General features: G+C 65.2%; 13 protein-coding genes. 9 read left to right on the plus strand and 4 right to left on the minus strand.

Annotated elements, in window-relative coordinates:
- The 9 genes from WP12_RS22595 to WP12_RS22635 form a co-directional block, all read left to right on the plus strand.
- Positions 1-620, plus strand: a 620-nt coding sequence (locus WP12_RS22595; protein WP_046195903.1) for a TolC family protein, incomplete at its 5' end; no start/stop codon positions are given.
- Entirely contained in the window at positions 613-1,731 is a 1,119-nt protein-coding gene (locus WP12_RS22600) for an HlyD family efflux transporter periplasmic adaptor subunit (RefSeq protein ID WP_046195904.1), read from the plus strand. The genes WP12_RS22595 and WP12_RS22600, both read left to right, overlap by 8 nt.
- A gap of 7 nt (positions 1,732-1,738) precedes the next feature.
- Positions 1,739-3,268, plus strand: a complete 1,530-nt coding sequence (locus tag WP12_RS22605) for a DHA2 family efflux MFS transporter permease subunit (RefSeq protein ID WP_046195905.1) — start codon at positions 1,739-1,741, stop codon at positions 3,266-3,268.
- Positions 3,269-3,464: 196 nt separating this feature from the next.
- Positions 3,465-4,946, plus strand: coding sequence for a carboxylesterase/lipase family protein (locus WP12_RS22610; RefSeq protein WP_046195932.1), 1,482 nt, complete (start codon positions 3,465-3,467; stop codon positions 4,944-4,946).
- 139 nt (positions 4,947-5,085) lie between these two features.
- Complete coding sequence (locus tag WP12_RS22615) at positions 5,086-7,200, plus strand: TonB-dependent receptor (RefSeq protein ID WP_046195906.1); 2,115 nt, start codon at positions 5,086-5,088, stop codon at positions 7,198-7,200.
- Positions 7,201-7,202: 2 nt separating this feature from the next.
- Positions 7,203-8,606 carry an FAD-binding oxidoreductase gene (locus tag WP12_RS22620; protein WP_046195907.1) on the plus strand — a complete coding sequence of 468 codons (1,404 nt, stop codon included), beginning with the start codon at positions 7,203-7,205 and terminating at the stop codon, positions 8,604-8,606.
- 14 nt (positions 8,607-8,620) lie between these two features.
- A complete protein-coding gene (locus WP12_RS22625; protein ID WP_235399279.1) occupies positions 8,621-9,931 on the plus strand; it encodes an MFS transporter in 1,311 nt (436 codons plus the stop codon).
- 76 nt (positions 9,932-10,007) lie between these two features.
- A complete protein-coding gene (locus tag WP12_RS22630; protein WP_052730586.1) occupies positions 10,008-10,775 on the plus strand; it encodes a helix-turn-helix transcriptional regulator in 768 nt (255 codons plus the stop codon).
- Positions 10,772-11,470 (plus strand): FadR/GntR family transcriptional regulator, encoded by a 699-nt coding sequence (locus tag WP12_RS22635; RefSeq protein ID WP_046195908.1) that lies wholly within the window; start codon positions 10,772-10,774, stop codon positions 11,468-11,470. The genes WP12_RS22630 and WP12_RS22635 overlap by 4 nt, the downstream gene beginning before the upstream one ends.
- Here the strand turns inward: WP12_RS22635 and WP12_RS22640 are convergent.
- The 4 genes from WP12_RS22640 to WP12_RS22655 all read right to left on the minus strand — a co-directional run bounded on the left by WP12_RS22640 (position 11,458) and on the right by WP12_RS22655 (position 16,530).
- A complete protein-coding gene (locus tag WP12_RS22640; RefSeq protein ID WP_046195909.1) occupies positions 11,458-12,351 on the minus strand; it encodes an ROK family protein in 894 nt (297 codons plus the stop codon). The genes WP12_RS22635 and WP12_RS22640 overlap by 13 nt on opposite strands.
- The gene (locus WP12_RS22645) at positions 12,351-13,781 is read right to left on the minus strand and encodes a mannitol dehydrogenase family protein (protein ID WP_160299274.1); all 1,431 of its coding nucleotides are present in this window, start codon (positions 13,779-13,781) and stop codon (positions 12,351-12,353) included. The genes WP12_RS22640 and WP12_RS22645 overlap by 1 nt, the downstream gene beginning before the upstream one ends.
- A gap of 419 nt (positions 13,782-14,200) precedes the next feature.
- On the minus strand, positions 14,201-15,460 hold the full coding sequence (locus tag WP12_RS22650) for a nucleotide sugar dehydrogenase (RefSeq protein WP_235399285.1): 1,260 nt from the start codon (positions 15,458-15,460) through the stop codon (positions 14,201-14,203).
- A gap of 47 nt (positions 15,461-15,507) precedes the next feature.
- Positions 15,508-16,530 carry an SDR family oxidoreductase gene (locus tag WP12_RS22655; protein WP_046195911.1) on the minus strand — a complete coding sequence of 341 codons (1,023 nt, stop codon included), beginning with the start codon at positions 16,528-16,530 and terminating at the stop codon, positions 15,508-15,510.
- Between the last annotated feature and the right edge of the window lie 49 nt (positions 16,531-16,579).

Raw genomic sequence — 16,579 nt, forward strand, 5'->3', positions numbered from 1 at the left:
CCCTCCCCGCCCATCTGACGACCGATCTCGTCGGCCGCCGCCCCGATATCGCCGCGGCCCGAGCGCGAGCCGGGGCGGCCTCCAGCCGGATCAAGGTAGCCCGGACCGATTTCTATCCGGCGATCAGCCTCGGCGCGATAATCGGCGTACAGTCGCTGGGACTCGGCAACCTCACCGACCGGCAGTCGATCTATGGCAATGCGGGTCCGGCGATCAGCCTGCCGATCTTCCATGGCGGCGCGCTCAGGGGCCGCTATCGCCAGGCGCGCGCGACCTATGACGAGGCAGTCGCCAGCTATGACAAGACCGTCCTCACCGCCTATCGCGAAGTCGCCGACGCGATTACGGGCAGACGCGCGGTCGCCGGTCGGCTGGTCCAGCTGCGCCAGGCGCTCGCCGATTCAGAGGAAGCCCATGCCATCGCGCGCACGCGCTATGAAGGCGGGCTCTCGACCTATCTCGACGTGCTGACCGCCGAAGAGCGGCTGTTGCAGATCCGCCTCGCGGTTGCCGGCCTCGACGCGCGGGCGTTCGCGCTCGATATCGCACTTGTCCGCGCTCTCGGTGGCGGGTTCGCTACCGCCGATACTTCTACTCCCAAGGATCCTTCCCATGGCTGATGCAGACCCCATCACAGCCCCGGCCATCGACAGCCAGCAGGACGACGCGGCGCGCGAAGCGCGTCAGCAGACGCGCAAGACCTGGCTGACGCGGCTTGCCGTCATCGTCGTCGCTGCGATCCTGCTATGGGGCCTATGGTATCTGCTGGTCGGCCGTAACCATGTGAGCACCGACAACGCCTATGTGAACGCAGAGGTCGCGCAGGTTACGCCCCTGATCGCGGGACAGGTCGTCACGGTCAATGTCAACGATACCCAGACGGTCAAGACCGGCGACATATTAGTCAGGCTCGATGACGCCAACGCTCGCATCGCCTATGCCGCCGCCGAAGCCGAACTGGCGCAGGCGCGGCGCATGTTCCGCCAAACATCGGCGACCGGCACCGCGCTGTCGTCGCAGCTCGACGCCCGCCGCGCCGACATCGCGCGCGCGCAGGCGGATTATGACCAGGCCCGCATCGATCTCGATCGCCGGCTCGCACTCCAGCCTTCGGGCGCGGTATCCGGCGAGGAACTCACCAGCGCCCGCAAGGCGTTCGCGGCCGCCCGGGCGGGCCTTGCCCAGGCGCGGTCGAATCAGGGCGCTGCCGCAGGCGAACTGGCCGCCAATCGGGCGCTGACCAGCGGCTCGACAGTCGAAAGCGATCCCATGGTGCTGGCGGCCAAGGCCAAGCTGGCCGCGGCGCAACTCGATCTCGATCGTACCGTGATCCGCGCGCCCGTCGATGGCGTCGTCACCCGTCGTCAGGTGCAGATCGGCCAGCGCGTCGCGCAGGGCAGCCCGATCATGATGATCGTGCCGCTGTCGAAGGTCTATGTCGACGCCAATTTCAAGGAGCGTCAACTTCGCCGGGTCAAGCCGGGCCAGCGGGCGACGCTGACCGCCGACATCTATGGCGGTGGCGTCGAATATCATGGCCGGGTCGCCGGCTTTTCGGGCGGTACCGGAGCGGCCTTCGCGTTGATCCCCGCCCAGAATGCGACCGGCAACTGGATCAAGATCGTTCAGCGCGTGCCCGTCCGCATCACGCTCGACCCCAAGGAACTGGCCGAACATCCGTTGCGGGTCGGCCTGTCGATGGAAGTCGAAATCGACGTCTCGGGCGACTGATCGCATCATGCGCACGGGCGAGACCTACGAGCTGTTCAGCCCCCGTCGGCGCGTGATGGCGATGCTGGCCCTGGCGCTGGCGAACCTCACCGTCGTGTTCGACCTGACGATCGCCAATGTATCGGTGCCGCACATCGCGGGCAGTCTGGGTATCACGCCGAGCCAAGGCACCTGGGTGATCACATCCTATGCAGTCGCGGAGGCGATCTGCGTGCCGCTCACCGGCTGGCTTGCGCAGCGTTTCGGTGCGGTGAGGACGTTCACCGTCTGCGTGACGGGCTTCGGCCTCTTCTCGATCCTGTGTGGGCTGTCGGTGACGCTCGACATGCTGGTCATCTGCCGCATCGGCCAGGGCCTGTGCGGCGGGCCGATCATGCCGCTGAGCCAGATGCTGATAATCCGCGTCTACCCTCCCGAGAAGCGCGCTCAGGCCACGGGCATATGGGCCATGACCACCATGGTTGGCCCGGCGCTCGGCCCGATCCTGGGCGGTACGATCAGCGACAATCTGAGCTGGCACTGGATTTTCTTCATCAATGTGCCGATCGTCGTGCTTTGCGTAGTCACGACACTCGGTGTGCTCGGACGCGCGGAAACGCCGACCGAGAAACTCCCGATCGACGTCGTCGGGCTGGGTCTGCTGATCCTTTGGATCGGCGCCTTTCAGATCATGCTCGACATTGGCCGGGAGCATGACTGGTTCGCCGACCCCATGGTGGTCGGGCTCGCAATCGTCGCCCTGGTCGGGCTGGCGGCGTTCGTCATTTGGGAATTGACCGAGGAACATCCGATCGTCGACCTCAGGATCTTCCGGCACAGGACCTTTACGGTCGGGGTGATCACCGTGTCGATGGGATTCAGCGCCTATTTCGCAGGAATCGTGGTCATCCCGCAATGGCTGCAGCTGTCGCTGGGCTACACCGCCACCCAAGCGGGCCTCGCTACCGCGTTCACCGCTATGGGCGGCCTCCTCGTTGCGCGTCTCGCACCGATACTTCTCAAACGCTACGATGCGCGGATCATCCTATCGGCAGCCCTGATCTGGATCGGCGGCACGACGATGCTTCGTTCACACTGGACCAGCGACGCCGACTTCTTCACGCTGGCCTTTCCCCAGATGATCATGGGCCTCGGCATGCCTTTCTTCTTCATCACCGTCACCTCCATGACGCTCAGCGCGGTACGGCCCAACGAGGTCGGATCGGCCGCGGGCCTGCAGAATTTCACCAGGACGATATCGATCGCCGCCTGCACATCGCTGGTGATCACCTTCTGGGACAATCAGGCCCGCACCTCCGGCAGCGAACTGGCCGGAAAGATCAATCCCGACGCAACCAGCGCCGCACTGGCGGCGCGGGGCATCCCATCCGATCAAAGCTGGGCGATGATCGCGCAACTTGTCGACAAGCAGGCGCTGACGCTGGCAACCGACAAGGTCTTCCTCGTCGCCGGACTGGTGGCATGGGCCTCCGCTGCATTCGTGTGGCTGATGCCCCGCCCCCCTGTGGGCATCGAGCCCGCCGAAGGAGCGCATTGATCCGCAGCCGACGCGGCCCTCGAGGCATCGCGATGAACAACATGGATCCATGCATCCCGGCTTCCTTCATCGAGCGTAGCGCTGGCATGGAGAAAATGCCGGACGGCAAATAAGCCGGTAACGCGCCGCATAGGGCATCCAGCTATGCTCAGGGCCATACACCCTCGAGTTGCGTTGAGTTGTCATGGAGCAGGAAATGGCTGAAGCGATCGTAACGACGACCGCGGGCAAGGTGCGCGGACTGTCCGGGCATGGCGTCCGCCGCTTTTTCGGCATTCCTTATGCCGCTGCTCCCGTCGCGGGGCTGCGTTTCGCGCCGCCCGAACCGCAGGCCTCCTGGGACGGCATCCGCGACGCGATCGTCCCCGGGCCGAACGCCCCGCAGCGACTGAAGGCGTTTCCCGGTCTCGACGTGGAGCCGTTGATCGGCAAGGGCTGGATGCCGGGCGACGACTATCTGTCGCTCAATGTCTGGACCCCGGACGATGAGCGGAGCGGCCGGCCGATAATGGTGTGGATCCATGGCGGCGGCTTCGTGATCGGCAGCAAGGATGTGTCGGTCTCGGATTGCAGCAGTTTCGCCAGGGATGGCATCGTCTGCTTTGCCATCAACTATCGCATGGGCATTGACGGTTTTCTGCCGATCCCCGGCATTCCCACCAATCTGGGCCTGCGCGACATGATCGCCGCGTTGCGATGGATTCACGCCAATGCCGTGGCCTTCGGCGGCGACCCGACGAATCTGACGGTCTTCGGCGAGTCGGCGGGCGCGATGGCGGTCGCCGACCTGATGGCATCCCCACTTGCCAAGGGCCTGTTCAACCGCGCCATCGTCCAGAGCGGCCATGGCGGGATGACCCGCGATATACCCGTTGCCCGCCGGCTGGTCGACAAGCTCGCCAAAATGCTGAAGGTAACGCCCGATCGCGCCGGCTTCGCGAGTGTCGCGCCTGAACATTGTTTCGATGCGGTGGAGAAGATCTCGGCGCCCGGCGCGCGCATCGACCTGCGCGACGCGGAAGGCCACGAACCCGTGTTCGGCATCAGCCGCTTCGTGCCGGTCCACGGCGACGACGTGCTCCCGCAAAAGCCGCTCGACGCACTCAGGCACGGCGCGGGGGCCGAGGTCGATCTGCTGATCGGGACCAATGCCGAGGAGATGAATCTCTACCTCGTGCCCTCCGGCGTCCGCGACAAGATCTGGGGCTGGCTCGCCAGCTATGCGCTCGGCAAGTCGCTGCCACGGGCCCGCAGGGCGCTCAAGGCCTATGGACTCGGCAAGGGCAAGAAGCCCGGACAGGCGCTGACCGATGCGATGAACGATCTCGTCTTCCGCTGGCCCGCGCGCCGCTTCGCCGAGGAGCATAAGGGCCGCACCCATATGTACGAGTTCGACTGGCGCTCACCCGCCTTCGGCGGCGAGCTAGGTTCGTGCCACGGGATGGAACTGCCCTTCGTGTTCGACACGCTGGCGACCGCGACCGGACCCGAGGGACTTGCGGGACAAGCGCCGCCCCAGGCTCTCGCCGACCGCATCCACCGCATCTGGGTCGACTTCGCTGTCGATGGCAGCTTGCCCTGGGAACCCTTCGACAGCGAACGGCGTCTGGTCTATTCGGTCGTCGCGGACGAGGCGCGTAGCGAAGCGCCGATGCCGGCGGCAAACTTCCTGCCCTGAGCCGTCAGGTCAACCGTTCGAGCCGATCGGCACAGCCTAAGGGCAATCCCAACCTTTCGGATAGGTAGGCTATCTGATAGGTCATCTCCGTCATGGCGATCCGTCCAGAGGGTCGGCGCCGTTCAGGAGAGGATTTCAGATGCGGTTCACCACCTTGCTCGTTTCCGGCTGCGCTTTCGCAGCGCTCGGCGCATCTTCGGTCTATGCGCAGACCGCACCGGCCGCCGGAGCTGAAGCTGCCGATGGCGCCGAGGAAATCATCGTCACCGCCCGCAAGCGCAACGAAACCCTGCTTGACGTTCCCGTCGCGGTCACCGCCATTTCGGGCGACACGCTGGTGAAGCGCAACATCAATTCGGTCCGCGAAGCCGCCTTGCTCTCGCCCGGTCTCAACATCAGCAGCGACGGCGCGGGGCGCGCCTTCGTCTCGATCCGCGGCGTCGGCGTGACGCTGGTGGGCACCGTCCAGCCGGGCGTCGGCCTGTTCGTCGACGGCATCTACCGCCCCAACACCGCCTATCTTAACAACCCGCTGCTGGATGTCGAGCGGATCGAGGTCCTGCGCGGGCCGCAGGGCACGCTCTATGGCAAGAACACGCTGGGCGGCGCGATCAACGTCATCACCCGCCAGCCGGGCAATCAGTTCGAAGCGCGCGGCACGGCGAGCTATGCCGGCCCCGACAATAGCTGGCTGGTCTCGGGATCGGTCTCCGCCCCCATCGTAGCCGACAAGCTCGCCATCCGCATCGCCGGCTCGCATCGCGAGCAGGACGGTTTCATCAACAACACCACGGTCGGCGGCAAGTCGAACCCGCTCAACACCGACTCGGTCAACGCGACGATCCGCGCGACCCCGAGCGAGGACCTCACCATCACGGTCAACGGCTATTATGACTGGATCAAGGGCACCAACGTTCCCTACGCCCGCGTCGCCGGCCCGACCGACTATCTGCGCACCAATGAATTCAATACGCGCGGTATCACCACCTATAAATATCGCGGCATCAACGTGAAGGTCGATGCTCCCCTTGAAGCGCTGAACAGCAAGCTCACGCTCCAGGCGGCCTATGACCTTCGCAATACAAGTTCGCCCGATTCCGACGCTGATTTCGGCGCGCTCAACGCGGTCCGCGACAACGCCACGGACCGCCTGCGCACCGCCACGACCGAGTTGCGCCTCGACAGCAGCTGGAGCGACCAGATTTCGACCCTGTTCGGCCTTTTCTATAGCCGCGAGACGCTGGAGGCGAACCTGCTTCGCACGATCGTGATCGCCGGCAATGCCCAGGTTGCGCAGTTCGATCGCCGCGTCGGTAACACCTATGCCGCTTTCGGCACGATGTTCTGGAAGCCGAATGCGGGCTGGGAAGTGGCTGCGGGCCTCCGCTACGATCATGAGAGCCGCAAGGCTTCGGGCACCATCGGCGGCGGCGCAATTCCCGGCGCCAGCCTCAAGTCCGATCAGGTCCAGCCGAAACTGACGGTCACCCGGCATTGGGATAGCAGCCTTATGAGCTATGCATCGGTGGCTCGCGGCTATCGCGGCGGCGGCTTCAACGCCCCTAACGCGCCGTTCCGCACCTATAAGGGTGATTCCGCCTGGACCTACGAGGCCGGCACCAAATATGCGACACGCGGCTTCAGCCTGTCGGGTACCGTCTTCTACAACGACTATAAGGATTATATCGGCCTGAACTCGATCGCACCTGCCGTTCCGGCTGGCCTGGTCACGGTCGATCTCAACAGCGGCGACGTCGAAAGCTACGGTGTGGAGCTGGAAGCCGCCTTCAAGCCGACACCGCAATGGACGATCAGCGGAGGCGCGACCTACATGCACTCGCGTCTTACCGACAGTTCGCCCTATACTGCCGTCACTGGCCGGACACTGTCGAGCGACCGCCTGACCTTTCAGCCGGATGTAACGTTCAACCTGTCCTCGGACTATGTCGTTCCGCTCGGCGACGACTCGCTGACCTTCGGCGCCGGTGTGGTTCACAAGGGCAAACGGCTCGCGGGAACGCTCAACCAGACTACACCGACCTTTCTGAAGGCCTATACGCTGGTCAACGCGTCGGTCGGCTATAGCCATGGTCCTTTCGAGCTGGCAGTGTTTGCAAACAACCTGTTCAACAAGGATTATTTCGACGCCTATATCGAGAAGACGACGCTGCAGCTCGCCGGCCTCCCGGCTTCCGATCTGGGCATCATCGGTGATCGCCGCCGCTATGGCATCCGTGCCAGCTTCAAGTACTGATCATGAGCGCCCCGATCATATCCTATGATCGCAAGCCGCTGCCGCCGGGCTTCCTCGACGAGGTCCGCGCGGTGGTCGGGGAGCGGGTCCAGACCGGCGAGGCTATCCGCCTCCAGCACGGATCGAGTGAAACCCATTTCGATCCGGTGTTGCCCGACGCGGTCGCCTTCGTCCATTCGACCGAGGAAGTCGCCGCGCTGGTCAGGATCTGCGTCGCGGGCGAGGTGCCGATCGTCGCCTTCGGCGCGGGCACCTCGCTCGAAGGTAACATCACCCCGGTCCGGGGCGGACTCACCATCGATCTCAGCGAGATGAACGCGATCGTCGAGGTCAACCAGGAGGACTTCGACTGCACCGTCCAGGCGGGCGTGCGGCGCGAGCAGCTCAACGAGCATCTGCGCGATCAGGGGCTGTTCTTCCCGATCGATCCGGGCGCCAACGCCACGATCGGCGGCATGGCCTCTACCCGCGCTTCCGGCACCAACGCCGTCCGCTACGGCACGATGCGCGAGGCGATATTGTCGCTGCGCGTGGTGACGCCCGACGGCAAGATCATCCGCACCGCCAGGCGCGCGCGCAAATCGGCGGCGGGCTACGACCTGACCCGGCTGATGATCGGCGCGGAGGGCACGCTCGGCATCATCACCGAGATCACCCTGCGCCTGCACGGCATTCCCGAGGCGATCTCGGCGGCGGTCTGTTCGTTCGAGACGCTCAAGGGCGCGGTCGATACCGTGGTTCAGTCGATCCAGATCGGCGTCCCCGTCGCGCGGATCGAAATCCTCGACGATGCGCAGATGAAGGCCTCCAACGCCTATTCGAAGCTCGATTATCCCGAGACGACGACCCTGTTGTTCGAATTCCATGGCTCCGAACGCTATGTTCAGGAGCAGGTCGAAACGGTGCGCGAGATCGCCGGCTATAATGGCGGCGGCGAGTTCCGCTGGTCGAACCTGCCCGAGGAGCGGTCGAAACTCTGGAAGGCGCGGCATGAAGCCTATTATGCCGCGATCGGCCAGCGGCCCGGCGCGGTAGGCTGGTCGACCGACGTGTGCGTGCCGATCAGCCGGCTCGCCGAATGCATCGTCGAGACCAAGGAAGACCTTGCGGCATCGAAGGTGCCATCGACGATCGTCGGGCATGTCGGCGACGGCAACTTCCACGTGATCTTCGCGATCGATCCGAACAAGCCGGAGGAGATGCACGAGGTCGAGGCGATCAACGACAAGCTGGTCGCCCGCGCGCTCGACATGGACGGCACCTGCACCGGCGAGCATGGCATCGGCCTGGGCAAGCAGCAGTTTCTGGTCGACGAACTCGGCGACGCGGTCGACCTGATGCGCCTGATCAAGCGCGCGATCGATCCCAAGGATCTGTTCAATCCCGGCAAGATCTTCCAGCTCTAGAAGACAGGACGCCCGTGACCGACACAGCCATAGCAGCGCGGGGCGAACCGCGCCTGTCCGCCGCCCTTCCCGCGCTGATCATCCTCGCGCTGTCGCTGCTCATCGGGACGATGTCGATCTTCCTGTTCAGTATCGTGCAGGAAGCCGCCAAGGCCGAATTGCGACTCAGCGACGCACAGATCGGCTTCATCCAGGGTGTCGGCGGCGCGCTGCCGCTGGCGTTGCTCGCGGTGCCGATCGGGCGGGCCGTAGACCGGCTCAACCGCAAGTGGCTACTCGTGGCGCTAGCCGCCAGCTGGACGATCGGGCTGTTCCTGACCGCCCTCTCCACCGGCGTCACCAGCCTTCTCGTCGCCCGCATGTTCGTCACGGTCGGCGGCTTCTGCTCGATCACCGCCGCGATTTCGATCGCGGCCGACCTGTGCGCGCCGACCCAGCGGGGTAGCGCAATGCTTGTGCTTACTCTTGGCAAATGGGGCGGAAACGCCGGCGCCTTCGCGCTCGGCGGCTGGCTCTTCGGTATGCTCGGCAGCATGGCGATGCCAGACTGGCTGGGCACCAATGCGCCCTGGCGCGGCGTCCACATGATCGTCGGAGCGATCAGCTTGGTCGCCATCATCCCCTTGCTGTTCATCCGCGAACCGGCCCGGCGCGAAACCGTCGCGGGCGCCAAAGCCCCGTTCTCCGTCGCGATGCGCGAGCTGTGGGACCGGCGCGCCTTCATCCTGCCGCTGTTCGTCGGTCAGCTCGCCGTAGCGATGATCGATACCGCCGCCGGCATCTGGGCAGCGCCGGTGCTCAACCGCAACTACGGTCTTCAGCCCCAGCAGTTCGCCCAATGGATGGGGCTGGTCGTGTTCGGCGCGGGCGTGATCGGTTCAATCGTCGGCGGTCTCGCCGCCGACCGCGGCCATCGCCTGCCCCGCCGCGGCGGTATCCTGATCGGCGCGATCGCGGCCACGATCCTGTCGGTACCAATGGCGCTGTTTCCGCTGGCGCCCAGCGTGCCGCTGTTCGCGACGATGCTCGGCATCTTCCTGTTCTGCGGCACGGCCGCCGGACTGATCGTCAGCGTCACCATCGCGGTGCTGCTGCCCAACGAGTTGCGCGGTTTCTGTATAGGGCTGTTCGTGGCGCTGGCCGGCATCATCGGCTTCGGCGTCGCACCGACGCTGATCACATTGGTCAGCGGCCTGCTGGGTGGTGAGTCGCACCTCGGCATGGCGCTCGCCCTGGTCGGGGTCGTGACCACCGTGCTGGCCGCCTTCGCCTTCCCGGTCGCGATGCGCCACGCGCCGCAGGATTCCACCTCTAAGGCCGGCTGATCAACCTTTCTGATAGGTATTGACAACCTATCAGAAAGGTCTACGCATTGTCTCAATAGCATGAGAGGATGCGCTAATGGCGGTCGAACGGGACTGGATTCAGGTTTCCCATGAGATGGCGGCGATGGTCGGCGTTGGGGCCCTGCCGCAATGTCCATGGCCCGCCGAACCTGTTGCATTGAGCTATACGCTCGGTTGCGTCGGCGCCCCGGCGACGGTGCGCTGGCATGCCGACCCCACCCCCGCCGCCCTCGAGCATGACCAGCTGCTGCTGGTAATTTCCGCCCCGGCCATCAAGCGGCTGTTCGGCGCGCTGCCCGAAGGCCATGATGCTTGTTTCCACATCACCCGCGAATTGCGCGAGATTGCCCTCGCCATCCGCGACTGCGCCATGCCCGAGGCGGCGCGAACGCCCTATCGGCTTGCCAAGAGCATCGAATTGCTATGCGATACCCTCCGGCTGATCGGCGATGGCGCGCTCGTGCCGGTGCTGGGGGAGAGCCATTTGTCGCAGGAGGATAGCCGCCGCATTCTCAATGCGCGCTCGATGATCGACGAGCATTGGGCAGAGAAGCTCACCCTCGACAAGCTGTCGCGCGCCTGCGGGCTCAACCGCGCCAAGCTGACCCGCGGTTTCCGCGATATGTTCGATTGCTCGATCGCCGACACACTGGCCGAGAAGCGGTTGGAGAGCGCGCGGATGCTGCTGCTGTCCACCGATCTTCCGGTCGCGTCGATCGGCTATCGCTGCGGCTATCTCAACAATGCCAGCTTCACCCGCGCCTTCGCCCGGCGCTTCGGTTCGGCGCCATCGCAGTATCGCGCGGGCAGGCTAGCGGCATGACGATCGGCGAAGGGGGATCGCTGGTCCAGCAGGCGGTGCAGGCCGTCCGCGACCATATCCGCGACAATGACCTGAAGGTAGGCGACACGCTGCCCGGCGAAGGCCATTTCGCGGAACTGATGGGCGTCAGCCGCGCGGTGATGCGCGAGGCGTTCGGCGCGCTGGCCGCGCTCAAGCTGATCGATGTCGCCAATGGCCGGCGCGCACGGGTCGGCGCGATCGACGGATCGGTGATGGCGGCATCGCTCGACCATGCGGTCGCTACGTCGCAGGTGTCGATGACCGAAATCTGGGACGTCCGCCGCACCGTCGAAGTCCGGACCGCAATGCTGGCCGCCGAGCATCGCACCGATCAGGAAGCCGCGCAGATCCTCGCTCTGGCCGAGGCGATGGCCACCGCCGGCGACGATATGGCGCTCGTCACGGCCAGCGATGTCGCTTTCCACGATGCCATTGCCCGCGCCAGCCACAATGCGCTGTTCGTCCAGATCATCGGTTCCTTTGCCCCGATGATGCATGTCGCGGTACCCGCCGCCTGGAAGACGCGCACGACCGACGAAGAAAAGGCCGAGACTATCGTCCGGCACCGCGCTCTGGCGAAGGCCATCGCCGACCGCGACCCGGAAGCTGCGCGCATCTCGATGACCAGCCATTTCGATCGCGCGATTGACGCGCTGCTGCGTCAGGAATCGTAGGCGAGCGCTACCGCGCCGAGCGGTCCCGCCCTATCGCCGAGACCCGGCGCACGGATGATGTCCGCCAGTTCCGCCTCGCCCACACCCACGACATAGCCGGCAAGCAGTTCGGCGGTCCGGGTCCGGACGCGATCGAACATCTGTTGCCGATGTTGCAGCACGCCGCCGCCGATCAGGATGCGCTGCGGCGACAGCGTCAGCATCAGCATCGCCATCGCTTCGGCAAGTTCTTCGGCCACCGCCGACCAGACGGGGTGATCGTCGCCGATATCGGCCCCCGCCATTCCCGCGCGCGCGGCGATGGCGGGGCCGGAGGCCAATCCTTCGAGGCAGTCGCCATGGAACGGGCATACCCCAACGAAATCGTCACCCGTCGCCCGCCGCACACGCAGATGGCCGAGTTCGGGATGGACCAGCCCATGGACCGGCACACCATCGACGACCACGCCGCCGCCGATGCCGGTGCCGATCGTGAGGTAGAGCACGACCGAACAGCCCTGCGCCGCGCCCCAGCGATGTTCGGCCAGTGCGGCCCCCGCGACATCGGTGTCGAAGCCGATCGGAACGGAGAAGCGCCGCGCGAAATGCCCAACCAGATCGATATCGGACCAGCCGGCCTTGGGTGTCGAGGTGATATGACCGTAGTCGGCGCGGCTGCGGTCAAGCCCGATCGGGCCGAAGCTGCCGATGCCGATCGCTTCGACCCGGCCATGTGCGTCCTGCCAAGCCTCTATCTGCGCAGACAGAGCTTCCAGCGTCGCCTGCGGTTCGGCGGTGGGGAAACGCGCGAGCTCGACGATCTCCCGTCCCCGCGCGATCAGCGCGATGCTCTTGGTGCCGCCAAGCTCGATCCCGGCCACCAGCCGATTGTCGTCGGTCATCAGAAACCCAATTCTCTGGCCAGCGCCGTCAACGCGGCGCGCATTCCCACAGCATAGATGGAGGCAAGCTGCTTGCCCACCGAGGCGACGAAGACGGGATCGCCGGCGAGATTACCGAACAGCGCCCCGATCGCCAGAACCGGCGCGGGATCGGAGCCGCCCGCCTCCGCCCGCTCGCGCAGCAGCGCAGCGAGGGGATGGCTGACTTCGATCGTCCGGCCTTCCTGATCGCGGCCACGGACCCGCCTGATCCACGCCGCGACGCCGAAGGCGAGCAGGTCGATCGGTTCGCGCGCGGCAAGCCGGTCGCGGATGGGATCGAGCAGATAGTTCAGCGCGGCATCGGCATTGACGCGGTCGACGCCGTCCTGGATCGCCGGATTGGCGAAGCGGTCGATCAAGGTCGCCTTATAGGCCGCTAGATCGACGCCGGGCACCGGCAGCAAGGTCGGCCCCGTCTCCCGCTCCATCAGCGCGGCCATGTAGCGGCGCAGCAGATCGTCACCCATCGCCTCGTGGATGTAGCTATAGCCAATCAGCCGCGCCGGGCCCGCGATCGCCAGATGGCTGGCGTTGAGCAGGCGCAGTTTCATCCGCTCATAGGGCGCGACATCGGGCACGAATTGCGCACCGACCCGATCCCAGTCCGGCCGGCCATCGGCGAAGTCATCCTCGATCACCCATTGGGTGAAGCTTTCGCTGAACACCGGCCAGCCGTCGTCGATGCCATAATTCGCGGCAAGACCCGCGATATCCCCTGCGCGGGTGACAGGCGTGATCCGGTCGACCATCGTGCTGGGGAAACGCGCCTCCCGCGCGATCCATTCGGCGAGTTCGGGAGAGCGCAGCGCGGCATAATCGAGCACCGCCTGCGCCAGCACCCGGCCATTATGCTCGATATTGTCGCAGCTCAGCGCGGTGAAGGCCGGCCTGTCGCCCAGCATGCGGCGGCGACAGGCCTCCGCGATCAGGCCGACCGCGCTGTGCGGATGTTCGGGGTCGGCGAGATCCGCGGCGATCAAAGGATGCGCCGGATCAAGCCGTTTGGTGGCCGGAGACAGGCAATAGCCATGGCTGGTCACGGTAAGGCTGACGATCCGCGTCTCCGCCCGCGCCATCGCATCGAGCAGGGCGGCGCTGTCGCCGGCCGCGAGGATCATCCCGGCCAGCGATCCGATCAAGCTGACATCCTCACCCGCCGCTCCCCGCTCCACCAGCGTGTAAAGCCAGTCCTGCGGCGCGAGCGCCGCATGAAGCCGGGCATCGCCGGGCAGCAGGCCGGCGCCGGTAATGCCCCATTCGAGCGCGCCGGCATCCAGATTCATCAGCTCATGCGTGTAGCGCGCCATATGGGCCCGATGGAAACCGCCAAGGCCGATATGGACTATCCCCGCGCGCACCGCCGCCGGATCGTAAACAGGCAACCGCACGCCGCTTATCATATGGAGAGCCGCTCGGCTCGGCTTGATGGAGATCATAAGGGAACAGCTACTCGGCACAGGGACGAACTATATTCGTCAACAGGTCCCGGATGAAAACTATCCAGTGGCATCGGCATCATCTTCGTGCCGATCGGACAAGTGAAGAATCATAGTTCAACGTCGCGCTAGCGGGGCGCGAACGAGCGCATGCCGTCGACCGTGGTGAGAATGACGGACGGTTTGCCCGGCTGTCGCGATAAAAGCTCAGCCGAGAAAGTTTGTCGCGGCGTCGCTTTCCGACAACCGGGCCATTTTCGTGAGATCGAGCGGCGCGAGACCGACGACGAGCAGAAAAGCGGCAAAATCCGGGGCAAGCGTGGCAATGAGCTGTGGCCATCCGCCCCTATCGACCGACGAGCTGCTCCGCCTCAGAGCGACCAGCGCCGAACCGTGGCCGGAAGATCAAGCCCGCCCCACATACCCTTGAGATCGGCGACGAGGCCCCCTTCGCGGACCAGCCCCGTCAGCTTGTCCGCCGACAGCCCCGCATAGTCGGCGTGCGACACCGCGCCGATCACGACGTCGAACTGCCCGTCGAGCGCATCGCCGTCCAGCTCGACGCCATATTCATGCCGGGCCTCGGCCGGGTCGGCTAGCGGATCGTGGATCACGACCTCGTGGCGCAGCCATTCGAGCCGCCGGACGACATCGATCACCCGCGAATTGCGCAGATCGGGGACATTTTCCTTAAACGTCAGGCCGAGCATCAGAATGCGCGAATTGCTGCCGACATGCTCGTGGATCTGATCGGCGATCCAGGCCCCCATGCTGTCGTTGATGCCGCGCCCCGCGAGGATGACGCGCGGATAATGGCCATGCTGCTGCGCAAGATGGCTGAGATAATAGGGATCGACGCCGATGCAGTGCCCGCCGACCAGGCCGGGCACGAACTTCAGGAAGTTCCACTTGGTGCCCGCCGCCGCCAGCACGTCCCAGATCGATATGTCGATCTTGCCGAAGATCTGCGTAATCTCGTTGACGAAGGCGATATTGATATCGCGCTGGGCATTCTCGATCACCTTGGCGGCCTCGGCCACCTTGATCGATGCGGCGCGGAAGGTGCCACCGGTCGTCACCGCGCCATAGATTTCGCAAAGCGTGTCGAGCACTTCGGGGTTTTCGCCGGCCACCACCTTGGTGATGCGATCGACGGTATGTTCGCGGTCGCCGGGATTGATCCGCTCGGGGCTGTAGCCGAGGAAGAAATCGACGCCGCGCTTCAGGCCCGACAGCTTCTCGATCTCGGGCCCGCACAAATCCTCGGTCACGCCCGGATAAACGGTGCTCTCATAGACGATGATCGTGCCCCGGCCTGGCTTCAGCACCTTGGCGAGGCTACGCGTCGCTGACATCACAGGGCCGAGATCGGGATTGTTGGCATGATCGACCGGCGTCGGCACGGTGACGATCAGAACATCGGCGTCGCCCGCGTCGGCGATGTCCGTCGACAGCCCGAGCGCCGATGCCGCCATGGCCTCGGCGCTTAGTTCATTGGTGCGGTCATGGCCCTGGCGAAGCTCACCGACGCGGGCGACATCGATGTCGACGCCGACGGTCGGAAAATGCCGGGCCAGCGCCACGGCGAGCGGCAGCCCGACATAGCCGAGCCCAATCACACCGATCTTCACGCTATTCCCCCCACTCACCAACCGTTCCCCAACCCTGCCACGACGCGTTATCGCGCATCCACCTTGGCGCTCTCGATATACCAAGGCAATGCCTCGTGAAGACCTTCGGCGAGCCGATGGGTCGGCTGGTAGCCGATCTGTCGCGCGGCGGAACCGATGTCGGCGAGCGAATGGCGAACATCGCCGGCGCGGAAATCGACATAGGCAGGCTTCCGATCATAGCCGATGCCGCCTGCGGCAAGCCCGTCCCGCAGCAGCGCGAACAGCTGATTAAGGCTCGTGCGATCACCGACCGCGACGTTGAGCGCGATCGCTTCGCCCACCGGCCCGAACAGCGCGGCGCGCAGATTCGCCTGGACGGCATTGGCGACGAAGCAGAAATCCCGGCTCGTCTCGCCGTCGCCGTTGATGATGACATCGTCGCCGGCGATCATCGCCGCGGTCCAGCGCGGAATGACGGCGGCATAGGCGCCGTTCGGGTCCTGACGCGGCCCGAACACGTTGAAATAGCGCAGGCCCACCGACCCGAAGCCATAGCTGCGGCGATAGACTTCTGCATAAAGTTCGTTGTGGAGCTTGGTCAGCGCATAAGGCGACAGCACTCGCCCGATCCGCTCCTCGACCTTGGGAAGATTGGGCTCGTCGCCATAGACCGAGCTCGACGAGGCATAAACGAAGCTCTTCACCCCGGCGAGCCGCGCCGCATCGATCATGTTCGCGAAGCCCGTCGCGTTCACATTGTGGCTGGTCAGCGGATCCGCGATCGAACGCGGCACCGATCCGAGCGCGGCCTGGTGGAGGACATGGTCGATGCCGTCGACAGCGGCGGCGCACGCAGCGCGGTCGCGTATGTCCCCTTCGATGAACGCGAATCGGGACCAGGCCTCCGCGCCGACCTTATCATGAATATCATCAAGGTTGCTGCGATGCCCGGTCGCGAAATTGTCGATCCCGCGTACCGATTGGCCCGCCCGCAACAATGTCTCGACCAGATGCGATCCTATGAAGCCGGCCGCGCCGCTGATGAGCCAATGCGCGGAGGACGATGCCAGAGTTTGATCGAGAGTCATGTCCGACGCCTAGCCTAACTTTGCCACGACGGGAATGCGATCGGCAGGG

The sequence above is a fragment of the Sphingomonas sp. SRS2 genome (assembly GCF_000971055.1).
In the GTDB taxonomy this organism is placed as follows: Bacteria; Pseudomonadota; Alphaproteobacteria; order Sphingomonadales; family Sphingomonadaceae; genus Rhizorhabdus.